The 19,488-nt window shown below is 66.0% G+C and carries 16 protein-coding genes; 10 read left to right on the top strand and 6 right to left on the bottom strand.

Annotation, left to right across the window (positions count from 1 at the left end):
- Window positions 1-68: 68 nt before the first annotated feature.
- From ACVOJ1_RS03410 to ACVOJ1_RS03400, 3 genes are all read left to right on the top strand, one after another.
- Window positions 69-3,248 carry a type VI secretion system Vgr family protein gene (locus ACVOJ1_RS03410; RefSeq protein ID WP_346480018.1) on the top strand — a complete coding sequence of 1,060 codons (3,180 nt, stop codon included), beginning with the start codon at window positions 69-71 and terminating at the stop codon, window positions 3,246-3,248.
- Between the two features lie 167 nt (window positions 3,249-3,415).
- Entirely contained in the window at window positions 3,416-6,559 is a 3,144-nt protein-coding gene (locus tag ACVOJ1_RS03405) for a phospholipase D-like domain-containing protein (RefSeq protein ID WP_346480017.1), read from the top strand.
- Window positions 6,556-8,112 (top strand): hypothetical protein, encoded by a 1,557-nt coding sequence (locus tag ACVOJ1_RS03400; protein WP_146256252.1) that lies wholly within the window; start codon window positions 6,556-6,558, stop codon window positions 8,110-8,112. The genes ACVOJ1_RS03405 and ACVOJ1_RS03400 overlap by 4 nt, the downstream gene beginning before the upstream one ends.
- A 245-nt stretch (window positions 8,113-8,357) precedes the next feature.
- Here ACVOJ1_RS03400 and miaB read toward each other — a convergent pair whose 3' ends face one another.
- Both miaB and ACVOJ1_RS03390 read right to left on the bottom strand, forming a co-directional pair.
- Entirely contained in the window at window positions 8,358-9,779 is a 1,422-nt protein-coding gene (miaB, locus tag ACVOJ1_RS03395) for a tRNA (N6-isopentenyl adenosine(37)-C2)-methylthiotransferase MiaB (RefSeq protein ID WP_053516592.1), read from the bottom strand.
- 133 nt (window positions 9,780-9,912) lie between these two features.
- Window positions 9,913-10,533: a glutathione S-transferase family protein gene (locus ACVOJ1_RS03390; protein WP_053516594.1), complete on the bottom strand. Its 621-nt coding sequence runs from the start codon at window positions 10,531-10,533 to the stop codon at window positions 9,913-9,915.
- Between the two features lie 81 nt (window positions 10,534-10,614).
- Here ACVOJ1_RS03390 and ACVOJ1_RS03385 point away from each other — a divergent pair, with 81 nt between their 5' ends.
- The 7 genes from ACVOJ1_RS03385 to ACVOJ1_RS03355 all read left to right on the top strand — a co-directional run bounded on the left by ACVOJ1_RS03385 (window position 10,615) and on the right by ACVOJ1_RS03355 (window position 16,666).
- On the top strand, window positions 10,615-11,523 hold the full coding sequence (locus ACVOJ1_RS03385) for a helix-turn-helix transcriptional regulator (protein WP_346480016.1): 909 nt from the start codon (window positions 10,615-10,617) through the stop codon (window positions 11,521-11,523).
- Window positions 11,524-11,629: 106 nt separating this feature from the next.
- Entirely contained in the window at window positions 11,630-12,547 is a 918-nt protein-coding gene (locus ACVOJ1_RS03380) for a lytic transglycosylase domain-containing protein (RefSeq protein ID WP_253119571.1), read from the top strand.
- Between the two features lie 189 nt (window positions 12,548-12,736).
- Window positions 12,737-13,357, top strand: a complete 621-nt coding sequence (gene petA, locus ACVOJ1_RS03375; RefSeq protein WP_053516597.1) for a ubiquinol-cytochrome c reductase iron-sulfur subunit — start codon at window positions 12,737-12,739, stop codon at window positions 13,355-13,357.
- Window positions 13,357-14,616 carry a cytochrome b gene (locus tag ACVOJ1_RS03370; RefSeq protein ID WP_053516598.1) on the top strand — a complete coding sequence of 420 codons (1,260 nt, stop codon included), beginning with the start codon at window positions 13,357-13,359 and terminating at the stop codon, window positions 14,614-14,616. Before petA ends, ACVOJ1_RS03370 begins: the two co-directional genes overlap by 1 nt.
- On the top strand, window positions 14,609-15,358 hold the full coding sequence (locus ACVOJ1_RS03365) for a cytochrome c1 (protein ID WP_346480015.1): 750 nt from the start codon (window positions 14,609-14,611) through the stop codon (window positions 15,356-15,358). Before ACVOJ1_RS03370 ends, ACVOJ1_RS03365 begins: the two co-directional genes overlap by 8 nt.
- A 134-nt stretch (window positions 15,359-15,492) precedes the next feature.
- On the top strand, window positions 15,493-16,128 hold the full coding sequence (locus tag ACVOJ1_RS03360) for a glutathione S-transferase N-terminal domain-containing protein (RefSeq protein WP_053516601.1): 636 nt from the start codon (window positions 15,493-15,495) through the stop codon (window positions 16,126-16,128).
- Between the two features lie 85 nt (window positions 16,129-16,213).
- Window positions 16,214-16,666: a ClpXP protease specificity-enhancing factor gene (locus ACVOJ1_RS03355; protein WP_053516602.1), complete on the top strand. Its 453-nt coding sequence runs from the start codon at window positions 16,214-16,216 to the stop codon at window positions 16,664-16,666.
- A 116-nt stretch (window positions 16,667-16,782) separates the two neighbouring features.
- On the opposite strand, the gene ACVOJ1_RS03350 is transcribed toward ACVOJ1_RS03355, so the two are convergent.
- The 4 genes from ACVOJ1_RS03350 to ACVOJ1_RS03335 form a co-directional block, all read right to left on the bottom strand.
- Window positions 16,783-17,133: a DUF3301 domain-containing protein gene (locus ACVOJ1_RS03350; RefSeq protein WP_053516603.1), complete on the bottom strand. Its 351-nt coding sequence runs from the start codon at window positions 17,131-17,133 to the stop codon at window positions 16,783-16,785.
- 68 nt (window positions 17,134-17,201) lie between these two features.
- Window positions 17,202-18,182: a DUF2272 domain-containing protein gene (locus ACVOJ1_RS03345; RefSeq protein WP_065175856.1), complete on the bottom strand. Its 981-nt coding sequence runs from the start codon at window positions 18,180-18,182 to the stop codon at window positions 17,202-17,204.
- A gap of 168 nt (window positions 18,183-18,350) precedes the next feature.
- The gene (nadC, locus tag ACVOJ1_RS03340; RefSeq protein WP_111186038.1) at window positions 18,351-19,202 is read right to left on the bottom strand and encodes a carboxylating nicotinate-nucleotide diphosphorylase; all 852 of its coding nucleotides are present in this window, start codon (window positions 19,200-19,202) and stop codon (window positions 18,351-18,353) included.
- The gene (locus tag ACVOJ1_RS03335; RefSeq protein ID WP_005408847.1) at window positions 19,199-19,468 is read right to left on the bottom strand and encodes a Trm112 family protein; all 270 of its coding nucleotides are present in this window, start codon (window positions 19,466-19,468) and stop codon (window positions 19,199-19,201) included. Before ACVOJ1_RS03335 ends, nadC begins: the two co-directional genes overlap by 4 nt.
- Between the last annotated feature and the right edge of the window lie 20 nt (window positions 19,469-19,488).

Raw genomic sequence — 19,488 nt, 5'->3', positions numbered from 1 at the left:
CAGCGGTGGCCACGGGAAGGTTCACAGGCATTGAGCGTCGGGGCGGAGCGCCCGGCCAGGGAGAGGTCATGGATGTTTCACATACGGCAGCTGCGCACGCGCCGCTGGCGGGGCTCGGGTCGAACGGGCAACTGCATCGGCTGCAGGCTGAGGGCCTGCCTCCCTTGTTCGTCGAACAGTGGTGGGGCCACGAAAGCCTGGTCAACGGTTTCGATTACTGGGTAGATGCCGTGCACCCGGATGCGGGCCTGTCATGCGCAGACTGGCCGGGACTGAGCGCCGCGCTGGTCACCTGCCTCGATGATGGCCAGGACCACCATCGCTGCGGCTACATCGCCGCCGCTCACCTCCTTGGCGCAGACGGCGGTCTGGCGCGCTATCGGCTGCATCTCGTGCCATGGACGTGGTTCCTGCGGCATGCGCGGCGCAGCCGTGTCCATCAGCAGCGGACCGTGCGGGACATCGTCGAGGACGTGTTCGGCACGCACAGCGGACTGGCCCGCTGGCGCTGGAGCGACGATGCCCTGGCCGCTCTGGCCGCCGCATCCGTGCGCGACTGCTGCATCCAGTATCGGGAGCCGGACCTTGAGTTCGTGCAGCGGCTGTTGGCCGATGAAGGCATTGCGGGCACGTTCGAGAGCGACAGCAGCGGCGGATTGACGCTCGTGCTGTTCGCCGACAGCAGCGTGCAACCTGAGAATCCACAATCGGCCCGAGACGGCGGTATCCGTTTCCACCGTGACGACGCCACCGAGCGCGCAGATGCCCTGCAGCAGCTGGGCAGGTGGCGTCGGCTGGGCAGCAGCCGGCTCTCGCTTGTCACCGACGATGGCCCGGCGGCCACCGTCCGACATGCGCAGATGCCACTGCAGGACGCCGGGCGCAGCCCGCGCGAGGTCTATGAGCCGGTGGGCACCCACGCCCTGGCTGGCGCCGATGAGGGGTATCGTCGCGCGCGGCGAGCAGCTGAAGCGCACGAGGCCGGCAGTGCAGGCTGGCTGGCGGCAGGCAGCGTACGCAGCCTGCAGGTCGGTCGCTTCATCCGCGTTCTGGCCGCGGGCGCTGGTTCGACGCCGAGCCTGCTGCCGACCGAACTGCTGCATTACGGGTGCAATCCGCCGCCGATCACGCAGGGGGCGGAGCAACCACGCGCTGCGGCACCGGCCCGCTGGCTTGAGGCCGGTTCAGCCATGCCCGGCGTGGCGCTGGAGACAAACGCGCCCCTGGGTTATGCCAATCGCTTCCGCGCCGTCGATCGGAATCGACCGTGGCGGCCCGTGCTGGCCGATGGCACCGGCGAACGCATCCACCCGCGGCCGCTCGCGCCAGGCCATCAGACCGCTACGGTCATCGCTGGCGATGGCCGTGATGATGCCGCTCTGTACGCCGATCACCTGGGCCGGGTACGGGTACGTCTGCATCTTCAGGACGCCACAGATGCCGGTACGACCTGTTGGCTGCGGGTCGCGCAGCGCTACGCTGGACCGGGCGTCGGTGCACAGTTCCTGCCGCGTGTCGGCCAGGAGGTGGTGATCGGCTTTCTGGACGGGAACATCGATCAGCCCTTGGTGCTGGGCGCGCTGTACAACGGTCGTGGCGAGGCGGGCGTTGCGCGCACCCCGGCCGGAGCAGCGGCCGCAGACGAAAGCGGCGGCCTGTTCGGGCATGCCACCGACTCCCGCCCGAGCGCACAGGGCAATGCGGCCGGCGGCCATGCGCCTGTCTGGCACGCGATGGCACCGGGGCAGGACCAGCACCGGCATGCCGGGGCGGTATGGGGCATCCAGTCACGGGAATGGTCCGGAACGGGTTACAACCGGCTGGCCTTCGATGATTCCGACGCACAGCTGCGCGTGCAGCTGGCCAGCAGCCACGCCAGCAGCGAGCTGAATCTTGGTCATCTGCTGCACATGGCTGACAACCATCGTGGTTCCCTGCGCGGAGAAGGCGCGGAACTGCGCACTGACGCGTGGGGCGCGCTGCGTGCCGAACGGGGCGTCTGGTTGACCGCGCGTGGCCACGCTGCGCTGTCACCCGCAGGCGAGGTGTCTGCGGCCGGCGCGCTGCTGCAGCAGGCCGCCCTCCTGGCCGCGTCCAGCCATGGCGCGGCTACGATGCACGGCACGGCTGGCTTGGACAGCCACGCAGTACGGGAGGACAGCACCGGCGTGGCAGGTCTGCAACGGGTTGCGCGGGCCAGTGTGAACGGACTTTCCTATGCGCAGGCCAGCGCCGATGAGGAGGGCCGCCCCGCGCCCGGCGATGTTCCGCATACCGGCCAGCCAACGCTGGGCCTGCATGGGCAGGCCGGTCTGATGATGGTGGCCGGGCAGGCACTGCACTGGGGCGGTGCCCGGAATGTGGCGCTGTCCAGTGGCGGGCACACCGATGCCAACGTGGCCGGCGGTGCGCGCCTGCACGCGGCGCAGGCGGTGGGCATGCTGGCGGCCAGTGGCCGCAGCTTTGCCGGTGATGCGGCATTGACCATCGTCGCTGGGCAGGAGGTACTGGACATCCGGGCCCAGTCCGAAACGATCCACCTGCAGGCGCGCAGCACCGTGCGTGCAGCGAGCGGGCAAGGGGCTGTGGAGCTTGCCGCACCGCGCACCCTGCACATCGCCACCGCCGGTGGCGCCAGCATTGCGCTGGAAGATGGCAACCTGGTGCTGGTCTGCCCCGGCACGGTGACCGTGCAGGCCGGGCAGCGCACCTTCGTCGGCCCGGCGCAGCTGACCCGTCCCCTGCCGGACATGCCGTCCAGCGCGCTGGACGGGCAGGTTCCGAAGCTTGCCTTCAGGCTGCAGGACATCCCGGGCCCACAGGGTGTGCCGCTGGGCGGGCAGCCCTGGAGGATCGTGCGCACGCACCGCGCCCTGGACGATGAGCAGCGTGACAGCGCCCTGCTGCCGGAACGCTGGGCCGAGACCCTGGCCGAAGGTGAGGCCGACGCACAGGGCGATGTCAGCCTGGACGATGCGCTGTGCGCGAGGATCTGGAGTGACGCAGGCCGCCATCCCGGCTGCCTGTTCCTGGTACACGGAATCGACGTGATCCCGCTGCAGCGGCCCCGGCCATACAGCGGCTCCCCGGGGGTGCGGGCAACCCTGGACACGCTGGAGGCGATCAACTATGGCAAGAGTCTGGCCGACCTGCCCGACGATGCCGCACTGCATGCCTACCGGCAGCGCGCCGAGTACGAGTTCCAGTCCCACATCGACGCCAGCCCGGCCCGGCGCAAGGAGATCTGATCATGGCAGACGCCAACGCATGGGGCAGGGTCGAGCGCGCCTCCCTCATCTGCAGGGATGGCCAGAAAGGCACGACCAGCGGCGACTACTACGCACCACCGGACCGTCAGTTCGCGCCGGTGCGGCACGGGAACCGCGTCGACGCGTTCACCGACGGGCGCTCGGCCATGAAGGCGATGGCCGATGCCATCCGCGGCGCGCAGAAATTCATCTTCATCGCCGACTGGCAGATGAACTTCGATACCGAGATGGACGCGCGCGGCGACGCGCACTCCGCGCGGCTGAGCGAGCTGCTGTTCGACGCTATCAACCAGCGCGGCGTGGATGTGCGGGTACTGCTCTACGACAGCGTGGAGGCGGCCGCCTACACCCACGAGAACGAGGTACGCACGGCGCTGTACAAGATGCAGGATGACAAGACGCCCGGGCAGATCCAGGTGGGCCTGCACAACCCGGCGACCGGCCGCGCTGATGCCTTCAACATCGCCTTCTCGCACCACCAGAAGATCCTGGTGGTGGACGGACGCATCGGCTTCGTCGGAGGACTCGACGTCGCCCATGGCCGTTGGGACGACGGCAACTTCGACGTGGTCTGCGACCCGACGCTGCACGTGATCAATGACCATTACAACAACTGCCTGAGCAAGTATCGGAGCATGACGGATGATGAGACGGAGCTCACGCTGGACAAGCCCGATACCAGCCCGGATGCGGCAGGCCGCGTCCGTCCCGGCTTCGCACAGGCGTATGTGCCCGGCATGGCCATCGCACTGGACCAGATGAAGGCGCAGTGGGATGCCGGTGCCGCGTTGGCGGAGCTGCAGGACTATGCAGACAAGCTGGGCGTACCCGAAGCACTTGAGCGCGAGGGCATCCGCAAGCTCGCCGAGTGGGTCATCCCCGGCATGGAGCAGGGCATGGCGGTCAAGCGCACCGTCGCACGCACGTTCCTGGCGATCCAGACGACACTGGAGGAGATCGGCAAGGAATATGCAGATGTCATTGCCGCGTCGAACCGTGCCGCCGATGAAGCCATCAAGCTGAATCCGGTCGAGGCGGCTGCCGCAGCAGGGCGTGCGGTGGCAGGCTTCCGCGCCATCCAGGCGAAGAAGTTCGGCAATTGGCTCAACCAGCAAAAGAAGGACATCCGGGCGGCAGTGCTGCGCCCCTTCCAGACTGCAGAGAAAGCGGTCGGCTACCTGCTCGATCCGCGCAGCCTGCGCGCGGACATCGAAGGCAGACTCAGCGAAATAGAAGCAAAGATCGACAAGGCGAAGAAAGACTGGGAATCGCTGGTGCAGTGGATCAATACGCCGGTTGATCGCACCCAGCGACTGCTCGACAGTGGCCGCCAGCCTCGCATGCCCTGGCAGGACGTGCACGCGCAGATCGCGGGCCCGGCCGTATTCGATATCTGCAGCAACTTCATGCATCGCTGGAATGCCATGGTCTGGCAGAACCAGCGCGGTGACCGGACTGTCGGCTCGTGGGTACGCAAGGGGCTGAACACGGGTCTTCGCAAGACCAATGAATGGCTCGACACAGCGCTGCCCGAGCAGACCACCCTGGCGCGTGGCATGGAACTGACGCCATTGAGCGATCAGTGGCTGCAGTCCATGGGGGGCATGCAGGCGGTGTTCGGTGACCTGACGGTGCCGGGCACGGCGGGAAAGATCAGCGTGCAGATCGTGCGTTCCTCGGGCACCGCCCTGCATGCGCTGGAGAAGAAGGGGTGCAGGGAACTCGGCCTGAACCTGGACGACGCCAGCTGCCTGCAGCCGTACTGGGAGCGTGAGCAGCCGATGCACTCCATTCTCGACGCAATGGTCAACTGCATCGCATCGGCCAGTGCCTGCATCTATCTGGAAACGCAGTTCCTCATTTCCGATTGCGGCTGGTCCGACGCGGATCCGGGCAGCGTGGTGGAAACCGCAGTGAAGGGCGGGGAGCGGCGGGATGCGACGGATGCCGAAAAGGCGAAGCTTGGTCACGTGGGGCGCGGCGTGGGGATGAGCGGCCCGGTAGGCAGGGCCGACATCGTGCAGGATGTGGTGGAACGCAGGCAGGGAGTGAAGTCGGCGGCCAGCAACCCGCTGGTGGCCGCCCTCGCCGCGCGCATCCGCCGCGCGATCCTGGCCCGGCAGGGCTTCCATGTGTACATCACCCTGCCGGTGCACCCGGAGGGCAGCCTGGCGGACGGTGCCGTGGTGAAGCAGCAGTACTGGGTGCAGCAGACCCTGCTGCGTGGTGACGACAGCCTGATCCGGCGCATCTGCCGATCATTGATCGCACGTGACAAGGACATCCGCGAGGCCAGCGTGGAGGAGGCCGACCTGCAGGCCGAGGTCAAGACCGGGCGCTGGAAGGAATACCTGTCGGTGATGAATCTGCGCAGCTACGGCGTACTGGCCGAAACGCGCAGAAGCGATCATCTGCCGCCGCACACGATCGGCTCCGAGCATGGCCCCTCCCTGTATGTGGTGACTGAGCAGTGCTATGTGCATTCCAAGCTGCTGATCGTTGATGACGCGGTGGCGATCATCGGCAGCGCGAACTGCAATGACCGCAGTCTGCTGGGGACGGGCGATACCGAGATCGCCGCGGTGATCGTTGATGGCGAGGCGAAGCGGATGGATCTGGGCAACGGCGTGCAGGTAATAACCCGAACGTTTGCTCGGGAGCTGCGGTTGAAGTTGTGGAGGAAGTTTCTGGGGCAGGAGATTCAAAAGCTGCCCGAGAAGGGGAATCAGCACTTCGTGTTCTCTGAGTTGACCGAGGGCTACTACCCGTGGTTCAACAAAAACGTGCCAACCTTGACGGTGGACAGGCCAGCAAGTGCCGAGACGTGGAGAAGCATCAGAAATCTTGCCGATTCAAATTCCGTCGCTTATCAGCGAGTCTTCACCAATGTGCCCCGCGACTCGTTCCCTCGCTACGACGCCGTGCTTCATGGATTCCCTGCCGCAGGCCTGAGTGACAAAGGACACGTCAAACGCATCCTGTACGCGCAGCCGGCGGACCTGCAACCAGAGTTCATGCTGGAGCCAAGCGTTGTAAGCAACTACGTGACCGGTGCCGTGGGTCGGCACGATGCAGAAAGGGCGACAAGGATGCTGAGAGGCAATGAAGAGCGCAAGGGCATTCAGGGCTTCTGGGTCACCATGCCGCTGCTCTGGGGCAGCGGCATGGATGACCCTGCTGCCGCGATGCCGAAAGAGATCATTGCAGCCGCGCCTGTTCAGAGGGACAGGTCAACTGAACTGGCTTACTCCAGTCGGGAGGTCCCCGGGGAACAAGGAGAGCAGGTATGAGTGGTTATCAACTGTTGAGGGGATTCTTCGTTCTTGGTGGCCTGTGTGCCGTACAGACTGCGCCTGCCTATTGTGATTCGTCAAACGAGAAGAATGCGCCGATCTACGGCAATGAAGTAGTGCTCAAGTTCTCGCCGAGGGAGTTTGGTGGAGGGTCTGCAGTAGCCGCCAGTCTTGATCGTGTGAACGCGACTGCCCCCTTTGTGCGGATTGACATAAGCCCCCATGTCAGTGAGCTGCACAACAAGCCATTCAACTCGAGTGGTGGTTCGGTCTACTACCTGGAAAGAGGCGTTCAAGGGCAACGGATATGTCGCGCCGAGCAATGGAAGAGGCGAGAGTCCCAATTGATTGACGCACAGGCTCCTGAAAGCCTGCACCCTGCAGTCAGGCATGTGTATCCATATTTCGAGCTTTACAAGACGCAGGAGCTTGATTACGACGGGTCAGGTCAACTGACGTCGATTCATGCAACTGACGCCAAAGGGCATAGGGCGACAACCTTCTGTGCGCTCTATGATGGTGATGGTCGCATAGAAGTAGCGAATGAGAGCTCTGGGTTGATTGTCTCGGATAAGCCAGATTTTCAGTGTGCGCAGCTCCGCGATATGCCATCCCGCACTTCAACTCGATACTTCACTTATCGACCGGATGGATCGCGAGCTTCCGACGTAGTCAAGGAAGCCACGCGTAAGCCAGGTGAGAATCCCAATCGCGAGGACACCGGCTTTGGAACCGAGGCAACCGATGGTGCATGGACTGTGAGTGGCTTCATCAATGTCGACGATGCTGAGTTGAAGCGGGTCGTGGGTATTCGCTTCCATGGCAGTGAAAAGCGCGGGCTTCGTGGTGTTGAAAGTGCTTCATTCTCCATGGCGCCGTCGGACGCCACGGCTGTCTTCGCGCAACGCAGCCAAGAGCCCACTAATAAGCTGAAATACAGGTTCCCCGGCGAGCGTGTGCCAGCAGAAATCGCCAAGGGGCTGTTCGAGGGGATCACCGACTACACCCGCGTCCGGGAGTACTACCATCGCTCGCATCGACGGATCTTCGAGGTCTTCGGACCGGGTGCCAAGCAGCCCCACGAACGCCAGTGGCGCACGCTGGATCTGAATCGCCAGGAAAACTACGACGCAAACGGCAGGCTCACGCGGGTGATCCTGTTCGGCCCGGTTCCCGGTAGTGGTGGCTACACCGAGAACCTGCGCGCATACGCAGAGAAGGGTGTGTTGAAGCTCACGCCGCTGACCAGCGGCTACAGCTCCTACCGCGTCTACGACTATGACGCAGCAGGCAACGAGACGCTCTCGTTCGTGTGCTGGCGCCATGAAGTCTCGACCAACAAGCCGTATGCCCATTTCCCCTGGTGGGAGCCTGATCCCCGTCCCAAGCGCAGTCGTGAAGCCGAACTGCAGTACGGCAGGACGCAGGTGGGCACACGCTGCGGGACGCCGGACGGCAGGATGATCATAGAGGGCATGGGACCGGTGAAGAAGCTGATGGAGACCCGGTACGGATTCGGGACGACGAAGCTGGGATTCCTGAGCGAGTAGCGCGGTGCGTCCTTCTGAGGCTCAGAGCAGACCCGCTAAGCGAAGGTTGCGGCCAGCAACGAGGCCCGGCGGGCTCGCCCCTGAGACCCACCGCTTTTCCACAATCACTGTGGAACGACGCGCAATCAACCTGTGGATAGGTGACGCAGAGCCTTCTGCACAGAGGGTCTGCGTGGCGTGGTGAGAAAATCACCACGCCTGCTGCGTGGGGCGCAAGCCGTACATGGCTTCCCCCACTCCGGCGATCAGCCTTCCGTCACCACCCGCCCGCGCAGCGAATTGGTCAATGCCTCGGTGATCACCACATCCACGAACTGACCGATCAGGCGTGCCGGCGCCGGGAAGTTCACCGAGCGCATGTTCTCGGTCTTGCCGGTCAGCTCGTTCGGGTTCTTCCGCGATGGGCCTTCCACCAGTACCGTCTGCACGGTGCCGACCATTTTTGCGGAAATGCCGGCGGCGTGCGCGTTGATGCGCTCCTGCAGGCGCGACAGCCGCGCGTGCTTCTCGGCATCGCTGAGCGTGTCTTCCAGGTCGGCGGCCGGAGTGCCCGGACGACGCGAATAGATGAAGGAGAAACTGTGGTCGAAGCCGATGTCCTCGATCAGCTTCATGGTCTTCTCGAAGTCCGCCTCGGTCTCGCCGGGGAAGCCGACGATGAAGTCCGAACTGATCGAGATGTCCGGGCGCACCGCGCGCAGCTTGCGGATCTTCGACTTGAACTCTAGCGCGGTGTAGCCGCGCTTCATCGCCGACAGGACGCGGTCGCTGCCGGCCTGCACCGGCAGATGCAGGAAGTTGGCCAGCTGCGGCACATCGCGGAACGCGTCCACCAGCGAGTCGCTGAACTCCAGCGGGTGCGAGGTGGTGAAGCGGATGCGGCCGACGCCATCGATCTCGGCGATGGTGCGGATCAACAGGCCCAGATCGGCGAACTCGCCATCGCCATACGGGCCACGGTAGGCGTTGACGTTCTGGCCGAGCAGGTTGATCTCGCGTACGCCCTGCGCGGCCAGCTGTGCCACTTCCACCACCACGTCCTCGAATGGACGGCTGACTTCGGTGCCGCGGGTGTAGGGCACCACGCAGAACGAGCAGTACTTCGAGCAGCCTTCCATGATCGACACGAACGCCGACGCGCCTTCAGCGCGCGGCTCCGGCAGGCGGTCGAACTTCTCGATTTCCGGGAAGCTGATGTCCACCTGCGGTCGCTTCTGCTCGCGACGCGCTCGGATCAGCTCCGGCAACCGGTGCAGGGTCTGCGGGCCGAACACCAGGTCCACGAACGGCGCGCGCTTGATGATGGCCTCGCCCTCCTGCGAAGCGACACAGCCACCGACGCCGATGATGACCTCGCGGCCCTGGTTCTTCAGCCCCCTCCAGACGCCGAGCTGGCTGAACACCTTCTCCTGCGCCTTCTCGCGGATGGAACAGGTGTTGACCAGGATGACGTCGGCATCCTCCGGGGTGTCGGTCAGCACCAGGCCGTCGCTGGCGGCGAGCACGTCGGCCATCTTGGCCGAGTCGTACTCGTTCATCTGGCAACCGTGGGTCTTGATGTACAGCTTGCCCTTGATCTGCTCCGGCGTGCGCGGAGCGGAGGGCAGGGCAACGAGCGGGGTGCCGCCCGGCGTGGCGGGCGGAAAGACGTCTGGCGTCCCGGTCATGGCGCTTAATCCATTCGGGTGGCGGGAAAGCGGGCAATTCTACCCGCATCCTGCGCCTCCCGCCGCGGTGCACGCTCATGGGGCACGGCCCCTGCCGCGCCCGGTAGCGCCGGGCCGTGCCCCGAGGGCGCCCTTACGCCGCGATCAGCTCCGCGTCGATCTGCCGCGAGCGGTCGAAGGCCGTCAATGCGCCCATCCGGGCGATGTAGTCCGCCGTGGCGGGGGCGGGCTGCACCAGCCCGAAGTCGGTGGTCCATTTCAGGGCATTGCCCCACAGCACGTCGGCGGCGCTCATCTCCTCACCCAGCAGGTAAGGTCCCTGCGCCAGCTGCGCCTCGATCACCTGCAGTACGGTTTCCGCGTCGTTGTAGGGCGACATCGACTGCGGAGGCGGGTCGCGGCGCATCGCGCGGTCGATCATCGCCGGCTCGAAGCAGGCGCCGTAGAAGGCCATCCAGCGCAGGTAGGGGCCGCGCAGCGGCGAGCCGATCGGCGGCGCCAGGCCGGCTTCGGGGTAGAGATCGGCCAGGTACAGGTAGATCGCCACCTGCTCGGTCACCAGCGCGCCCTCATGGATGATCGCCGGCACTTTGCCCATCGGGTTGATGGCCAGGTAGGCCGGGGCCAGGTTGGCGCCGGCTTTCAGGTCCAGCACATGCAGGCGGTAGTCGGCACCCAGGGCTTCAAGCAGGGCCACGGCGCCGCTCGAGCGTGAACGGGCAGCGTGATAGAGGGTGATCTGGCGGGACGTCATGGCAGTGCTCCTTGCAGCAGAGGGGTGAACTGGGGCCCATGCTGGGGCACTATTGCGGACGACTTCTGTCCTCGATCCCTCATGCGCCATACCGCCCATCGCCTGCTCCGCCTGATCGCCCTGCTGCAGGCCCGCCGACAGTGGTCGGGGGCTGAGCTGGCCGAGCGCATGGGGGTGGACCGGCGCAGCATCCGCCGCGACATCGAGCGCCTTCGTGAGCTGGGCTATCCGGTCAGGGCATCGGCCGGGGTAGGGGGCGGCTATCAGCTGGGGGCGGGCGCACCGGTACTGCCGATGCTGCTGGACGAAGAGGAGGCGACGACCCTGGCCATCGCCCTGCGTGCGGCCTCGGCCACGGTGGCCGGCATCGACGAGACCGCGCGCGGTCTGCTGTCCAAGCTCGATCCACTGGTGCCGACCCGCCGCCGCCAGCAGGCCGGCGAGGTGCACGCCGCCACCGCGACGCTGTCGGATCTGCCTTCCACCGACGCACGTCTGCTGGGGCGCCTGGCCCAGCATTGCCGCCAGGCAACCCGGCTGGCCTTCGAGTACCGCAGCGCGCAGGACGCGGTGACCCAGCGCGAGGTCGAGGCCCAGCATCTGGTCAACTACGGACGTCGCTGGTACCTGCTGGCCTGGGATCTGGGCCGCCAGGACTGGCGCACGTTGCGGGTGGACCGGATGGGCGCGGTGCGCGCACTGGCCGAGCCCGGCCTGCATCGGCGCACGCCCGCACCGCCCGATGTGATGGTGCGGCAGGCGGTCAGCCAGGCGCCGTTCGCGCTGCAGGCGGTGCTGCGCCTGGCCGGCAGCCACACCGAGCTGGAAGGTCGCATTCCCCCCTGGTGTGGCGTGCTCGAAGCCGATGGTGCCGATCACTGCCTGCTGCGCATGGGCGCGGAAAGCCGCGGCATGATGCTGGCGCAGATTCTCAGCCTCGACCGGGTGCCGCTGGAGCTGTGGACCACGCCGCCGGCGCGGCGCCAGTAACTGGCGCAGCGCCTGGGCGGGCTGGCGCAGCTGCTGGCTGTGCCTGACGTCACAGGCTGAGCCGCACAGCTTGGCAACGCGGGGCGAAGCTGGGACACTCGCGGCCATGAAGGGGAGACTGGGGACAACGGCGATCATCATCGCTGCGCTGACCGCTGCGCCGGCCAGCGCCGGCACCCTGTACAAGTGCCAGGGGGCAGACGGGGTCACCAGCTATGTGAGCAAGCGTGTGGCCGGTGCCCAATGCAGCACCATCAGCTACAGCCGGGAGGCCGCCCGCCCGGCCCGCCCGGCAGCGACTGTTGCCAGGCCTGTGCCGGCCACCGTGGCCAGCATCGAGCGCAATCCGGTGGCGGTGGCCGCCAGTGCCGCCGTGCCCGTGCCGGCTGCACCGGCGCCTGCTTCGACTCCGGCGGTTGCTGCCGGCACGCCCCGCACCGCGCGCATGGTCAGTGGCCAGGTCTATTCCTATATGAAGGATGGGGTGCGCCACTACACCAGTGCGCGGCCCAGCCAGGTTGCCCACCTGGGGCCGGTGCGCACCATCCGCTACAGCTTCATGGAGCGCTGCTACGCCTGTGGGGCCAACCCGCGCGTGGACTTCGGCACCGTGCGTCTGAACACGACGGCCTTCCAGACCGAGATCGCTTCGGCCGCGCGCGAGTTCGGCGTGGAGGAGGCGGTGGTCCGGGCGATCATCCATGCCGAGTCGGCCTACAATCCGACCGCACTCAGCCGCGCCGGTGCGCAGGGCCTGATGCAGCTGATGCCGCCGACTGCCGCGCGCTTCGGGGTCAGTGATTCCTACGATGCGGGCCAGAACATCCGTGGCGGGGTGCAGTACCTGTCGTGGCTGCTGAAGCGATTCAACGGCAACCTCACCCTGGCCGCCGCCGGTTACAACGCCGGGGAAGGTGCGGTCGACCGCCACGGTGGCGTGCCGCCTTACAGTGAAACCCAGTACTACGTGCGTCGGGTGGGCCAGCTGGCCGAGCGTTACCGCACTGCCTTGAGTCACCAGTAGTCCGGCCGGTGCCGGTGCCGACTGACGGCCCATCGCCGGCTGCCGGTCGGCACACGGTACAAAGAGTTGTTGCAATGCGTTGTGTGGCGCGTAACGGTTCCGCTACACTCGCCCATGATTCAATGCGGCTCTGGCCCCCACCAGACCGCTGGCAGCCTTAAAGCTACCTAATCAATATCGGAGTGCCGGATGGCCAACGATGGGGTACACGATCCAGTCAATACCGGACGTCGGCGTTTTCTTACTGCCACCACAGCCGTGGTTGGCGCCGTCGGCGTCGGATTCACCGCAGTTCCTTTCATCAAATCGTGGAACCCCAGTGCCCGCGCGAAGCTCGCGGGAGCACCGGTGGTGGCCGATATCAGTGCCCTGCAGGAAGGCCAGCGCCTGATCGTGGAATGGCGCGGCCAGCCCATCTGGATCGTCAAACGGTCCAAGGCGATCCTCGACGCGCTGCATGGGCTCGACGACCGCCTCAAGGACCCGGAGTCCGGCGAGAAGGACCAGCAGCCCGCCTACGTGCTCAAGCAGAATCCCGAGCTGCGCTCGATCAAGCCCGATGTGTCGGTACTGGTCGGCCTGTGCACGCATCTGGGCTGCTCGCCGGAGATGGTGGCCGAGATCCGCCCCGAACCGTATGACCCGCAGTGGAAGGGCGGCTACTTCTGCCCCTGCCACAAGTCGCGCTTCGACATGTCCGGCCGCGTCTTCAAGGACGTGCCGGCGCCGATCAACCTGCTGGTGCCACCGCACCACTACCAGGACGACAACACGCTCATCATCGGTGTCGATCCGGAGGGGGCAGCCTGATGGCCAATATCCTGAGCCGTACCGCGACAGGCGTCGCCGACTGGGTCAACGCCCGCGCGCCGGGGCTGATGCCGATCTACCGCAAGCACGTCAGCGAGTACTACGCGCCGAAGAACTTCAACATCTGGTACTACTTCGGTTCACTGGCGCTGCTGGTGCTGGTCAACCAGATCGTCACCGGCATCTTCCTGACGATGCACTACAAGACCAGCGCGGCGGAGGCCTTCGGCTCCATCGAATACATCATGCGTGATGTCGAGTGGGGCTGGCTGATCCGTTACATGCACTCCACCGGTGCATCGCTGTTCTTCATCGTGGTCTACCTGCACATGTTCCGCGGGCTGCTGTATGGCAGTTATCAGAAACCGCGCGAGCTGGTGTGGATCCTGGGCATGCTGATCTACCTGGTGCTGATGGCCGAGGCCTTCATGGGCTACGTGCTCCCGTGGGGCCAGATGTCGTTCTGGGGCGCCAAGGTGATCATCTCGCTGTTCGGCGCGATTCCGGTGATCGGCAATGGCCTGACCGAGTGGATCATGGGCGATTACCTGCCCAGCGATGCCACGCTCAACCGCTTCTTCGCGCTGCACGTGATCGCACTGCCTCTGGTGCTGCTGCTGCTGGTGGTGCTGCACCTGGGCGCGCTGCATGAAGTGGGGTCCAACAACCCGGATGGCGTGGAGATCAAGAAGGGGCCCAAGGGCAACCGCTGGTCGCCCAATGCACCGGCCGATGGCATTCCCTTCCATCCTTACTACACGCTCAAGGATGGCGTCGGCGCCGGCTTCCTGCTGATCATCGCCGCCTTCATCATCTTCTTCGCCCCCGGCTTTGGTGGCCTGTTCCTGGAGCACGACAACTTCACCGAGGCCAACCGGCTGGTGACCCCGGAACACATCAAACCGGTGTGGTACTACACCCCGTACTACGCGATGCTGCGCGTGGTGCCGAACAAGCTCGGTGGCGTGCTGGTGATGTTCTCGGCGATCGCCATCCTGTTCCTGGTGCCCTGGCTGGACAAGGCGCGGGTGAAGTCGGTGCGCTACCGCGGCTGGATCTCGAAGGTGATGCTGGGCATGCTGGCCGTGTGCTTCGTGTGGCTGGGCGTGATCGGCTCCGGTCCGGGTACCGACGTGCACGAGACCTACATCGGGCGGGTGCTGACCTTCCTGTACTTCGCGTTCTTCATCACCATGCCGCTATGGACAAGGCTGGACAAGACCAAGCCGGTACCGGAGAGGGTGACCACGCATGACTGAGCGCTGGATGGTCCGGCTGGCCCTCGCGGCCGCCCTGATGCTGGGCAGTTTCCTGGCCACCGCTGCCGAAGGCGGCACCAAGCTGCTGCAGGCCGGCAACGACCTCGGTGACCGCGCATCGCTGCAGCGCGGCGCGCAGCTGTACATGAACTACTGCTCCAGCTGCCACGCGCTGAAGTACCTGCGCTACTCGCGGATGGCGCAGGACCTGGGGCTGACCGAGGAAGAGGTGATGAACAACCTCAACTTCACCGGTGCGGCAATCGGCGATCCGGTGCCGGTGGCGATGCCCAAGGAGCAGGCCGAGAAGTGGTTCGGCAAGATGCCGCCGGACCTGAGCCTGATCTCGCGTGTGCGGGGCGGCGACTGGGTCTACACCTACCTCAAGTCGTTCTATCTCGACAGCAGCCGCCCGCTGGGCTGGAACAACGCGTTGTTCGCCAACGCCTCCATGCCCAACCCGCTCTGGGAAATGCAGGGCCTGCAGCATGCCGTGCACGGCAAGGCCGAAGGGCCAGGCATGGACCCGCCGGTGACCGGGCTGCGCATCGACAGCCCCGGCTCGGTTGATGCCGGCCAGTACGACCAGGCCGTGCGGGACATCACCAACTTCCTCGAATACGCCGGCGAACCGGCCGCGCTCAAGCGGCAGCAGCTGGGCGTGTGGGTGATCCTGTTCCTGGCCCTGTTGACCTTCCTGGTGTACCTGCTGAAGAAGGAATACTGGAAGGACGTTCACTGATTCTGCCGCCGGCCGTTGGCTGGGCCTATTGGCTTTTGTGATGGTCGGTTGCACACTCGGGGAGAAGTCGACCGCCGGCACGGTGCTGGCGGCGCCGATGCGGCAGGCGGTCTCCTGTCGTAGGAGAGCCTTTGATGGCGGCGAGCGTACGCATGCGCAATACACTGACGCTGTTTTCCTCGAACGACGATGTACTGTGCCACCGTGTGCGCCTGGTCCTTGCGGCCAAGGGTGTGACGTTCGATTTCGTTGCGGTCGATCCGCAGAATCCGCCCGAAGACCTGATCGACCTCAATCCGTACCATTCGGTGCCGACCCTGGTCGAGCGCGAACTGGTGCTGTACGCCGCTTCGGTGGTGAGCGAATACCTTGACGAGCGCTATCCGCATCCGCCGCTGATGCCGGTCGATCCGCTGTCACGTGCACGCATCCGCCTGGCGATGCTGCGCATCGAGCACGACTGGGTGCCGCAGGTGCAGGCCATCCAGCTGGGCAACAAGACCCAGGCCGAGGCCGGGCGCAAGCGCTTGAAGGAGTTGCTGACCGCGTCGCTGCCGCTGTTCAAGGCCAGCAAGTTCTTCCTGAACCCGGAAATGAGCCTGGCCGACTGCGCGATGGCGCCGATCATCTGGCGCCTGCAGTCACTGGATGTGCCGTTGCCGAAGGACGGCAAGGCCATCGAGGATTACGGCAACCGCATCTTCCGCCACCCGGGGTTCGTGCGCAGCCTGACCGAGCAGGAAAAGAAGCTGCGCGACCTGCCCGTCTGAGCCGGCCGCTGCTTTCCCGTCTGCACGCCGACGGGCGTGCAGGCGATCCGCCCCGGTCGGGGCGTCGGGCGCGTACACTTCACGCATGACCGAAGACTTCTTCCACATGACCAGCCACCGCCCGTACCTGCTGCGGGCACTGGTGGAATGGATCAATGACAACCAGCTGACCCCGCACATCCTGGTCGACGCCGGCGTCCCCGGCGTGCAGGTGCCGCCTTCGGCGGTCAAGGATGGCAGAGTGGTGCTCAACATCGCCGAACGCGCGGTAGTGCGCCTGATGATCGACAACGAGATGGTGAGCTTCTCGGCGCGCTTTTCCGGTACCAGCTACCCGGTGCAGGTGCCGATCAGTGCCGTGCTGGCCGTCTACGCCCGCGAGACCGGGCAGGGCATGGCACTGCCGGATGACATTCCGGGCAGCGAACCGGCGTCGACCGGCGACGAAGTGCTGCATGACGACGACACGCCGCCGGAGGATACGCCGCCGGCAGGACCGCCGCCGAAGGGCCGGCCGAACCTGCGCGTGGTCAAGTAACAGGAGCGTCCAGCGCAACTTTGCGCCTTGCCGTTCTACAGACCTGGTCGCCGGGCATGGCCCGGCGCTACCGATCCCGGATCAGGAAGATCCACGCCACGCGTGGATGTCCGGGATCAGACATCCTCGGCATCGTCCACATCCGGCCGGATCTGGCTGATCCGCGCCGCGCCCGGGCCGGTGAACGACACCAGCTGATCGCCGCGCAGCACCATCCGGCCCACATGGCGATCGATGCCATCGTAGGAATACTCGAATTTGAAGGTGCGCTCGAAACCGAGCCGGCCATCCTCGCCGCGCGACAGGCGCAGGCCGGTGGCATGCACCGCCTGGTCCAGCCACTGCACATTGGCGGCGCGGCAGGCGTTGCGTCCCAGCTCGACCGCGCGCTCGGCGGCGGAGCGGGCAGCGTTCCAGAAGAAGTAGACGATGGCGCCGGCAATCAGCAACAGCAGCAGGGTGGGCATGGTTCCAGGGCGTCAGGTGTCGATGCGGCAAAGATGGCGGCGAATGCCTGCTGGATCAAGCAGAAGATTCAGTTCATCCGCTGCGGATCACCGGAAGCCGGCTGCACTGCGGGCGCTGTGGTCATCGGTGGCGTTGCCGGTGCCGGTGCGATCAACGGCGCGGTCGCAGTCAGCTGCAGCAGTGCGGCCCAATCCTGGCGGTTGAAACTGCATTCGTCCTCGCGCCCGGGCGTGCAGCTGGGCTCGATGCCGGTGCTGTCGCGTTCGCGGGCCGCAGGCAACTGGATCAGTCCGGTCCGATCCAGCGGCAGCAGCCGCATCGCCACGGTGTTCATGACGTTGCCGCCTACCAGGTACAAGGTCTGGTCACCGCCGAGATTGGCCGCGACCACCACTTCGCAGTGCGACTTCCAATGGCCGACCGAGCCATTGCCAAGCGCCTGTACCAGTCCGCTGTAGCTGAGCGTGGTGCTGCGGTCGCGCAGGAAGCACAGAAGATCACCGGGGGCCGGCTTAGCCGTGGCTGGATCGGCCAGCCGGTAAGGCACGCCGGAAGGGCCACCCTGGTAGGCAGCACGGATGTAGTCGATGTGGCGCGGCGAGGTGTTGAAGCCGGGGACCCCGGCGCGCACCATCACCCAGGAAATGAAGGCAGCCGACCAGGGATTGTCGATCAGGAAGGCACGGCAGTCGCTGTCGGTATAGCGCGAGCCCAGTGGTGCGGCACAACTGCTGGCACCGGCGATGCTGCCCATGGCGTTGAGCGTCCCGCTGTCACGCCAGTAGTGGGAGACGCGCTGCCAGGCAATCAGGCCGTTGTCGGCCAGATGCTCGTTCTCGGCTTCCGTGACGCTGAGGCTGGCGGCGCGGCCATCGCGGTCGATGAAGGGGCGGAACCACAGCCGATGCTCGTTGCATGCCGCGTTGCGGATGGCAATGGCCAAGGGGCTCAGGCCGAAGCGCGGCGGGACATCACAGGCCTCGGCCGCTGCGGCGGACAAGGGCATTGACGCGAGCAGCAGACAGGCAGGCAACAGCATCCGGCGCATGCGCGGCTCCAGTGGGGGATGCGCGCAGCGTCGCAGCGCCGTCGTGAACGCCGGGTGGATCCGTCAATGTCGGCCGGGCATGGCCCGGCGCTCCCCAGTGCATGACGCGTCCGGTAGCGCCGGGCCATGCCCGGCGGGCAACGCGGTTGCGTCAGGCGTTACCGGGCCTCAACCCGGCGGTGGGCCCAGCTTCAGTGACAGATCGATGGCCTGTACATGCTTGGTCAGGCCGCCGATGGAGATGCAGTCCACGCCGTCCTCCGCGATCGAGCGCAGGCCGCCAAGGCCGACGCTGCCGGACACCTCCAGCGGAATGCGGCCGGCGGTGATGCGTACGGCTTCACGGCGCAGGTCGGGGCTGAAATCATCGAGCAGGATGCGCTCGCAGCCGGACTCCAGCGCCTGACGGAGCTGGGTCAGGTCTTCGACCTCGACCACCAGCGGCAACCGTGGCCATTGCCGACGCGCGGCCGCCACCGCAGCGGCCAGCGAACCGGCGGCACGGATATGGTTTTCTTTCAGCATCACCGTGTCGTACAGGCCGAAACGATGGTTTTCCCCGCCTCCGCAGCGCACTGCGTATTTCTGTGCAAGGCGCAGGCCGGGCAGGGTCTTGCGGGTGTCGAGAATGCGCGTGCCGGTGCCGGCCACGGCGGCCACGTAGCGCGCCGTGGTGGTAGCGGTGCCGGACAGGGTCTGCAGGAAGTTCAGCGACGTGCGCTCGGCGCTGACCAGGCTGCGGCTGCGGCCGTGCAGCAGCGCAAGTACCGTACCGGCAGTGACGGACTCGCCTTCGGCGATGCGCCATTCGATGCGCACGTCCGGGTCGAGCGCGCGGTGGGTGGCATCGAACCACGGCCGGCCGGCAATCACCGCATCCTGTTTGCACAGCAGGTAGGCGCTGTCAGCCTGGTCGGGCAGCAGGGCGGCGGTGACGTCGCCGCTGCCCAGATCCTCCGCCAGCGCGCGGGCGACATCGGCGGCGACGACGGCCGCATCCGGCGTCGGCAGCATGCTCATGCGGCCGGGAAGTCAGCGATCTGCGCGGTTGGAATGGCCTCCTCGGCCAGCAGCACCGGGATGCCGTCGTCGACCCGGAACACCTGCTTGCGGTCACGGGTGACCAGGGCCTCGCGCAGCGGCTGCGCCAGCGGGTTGCCGTCGGCCTTGTTCACCGCGCCGGCGGAAATCGCCTTGTTGAGGGCTTCCAGGCCCTTGCCATCCAGCAGGGACAAGGGCTGGCGGGTGTCCGGCGACACCAGCAGGTCGAGCAGCTTGCGATCCATGGTTCTTCGTCTTGCGTGGA

The organism is Stenotrophomonas sp. STEN225 (assembly GCF_056756445.1).
This window is presented reverse-complemented; position numbering and strand designations above follow the sequence as displayed.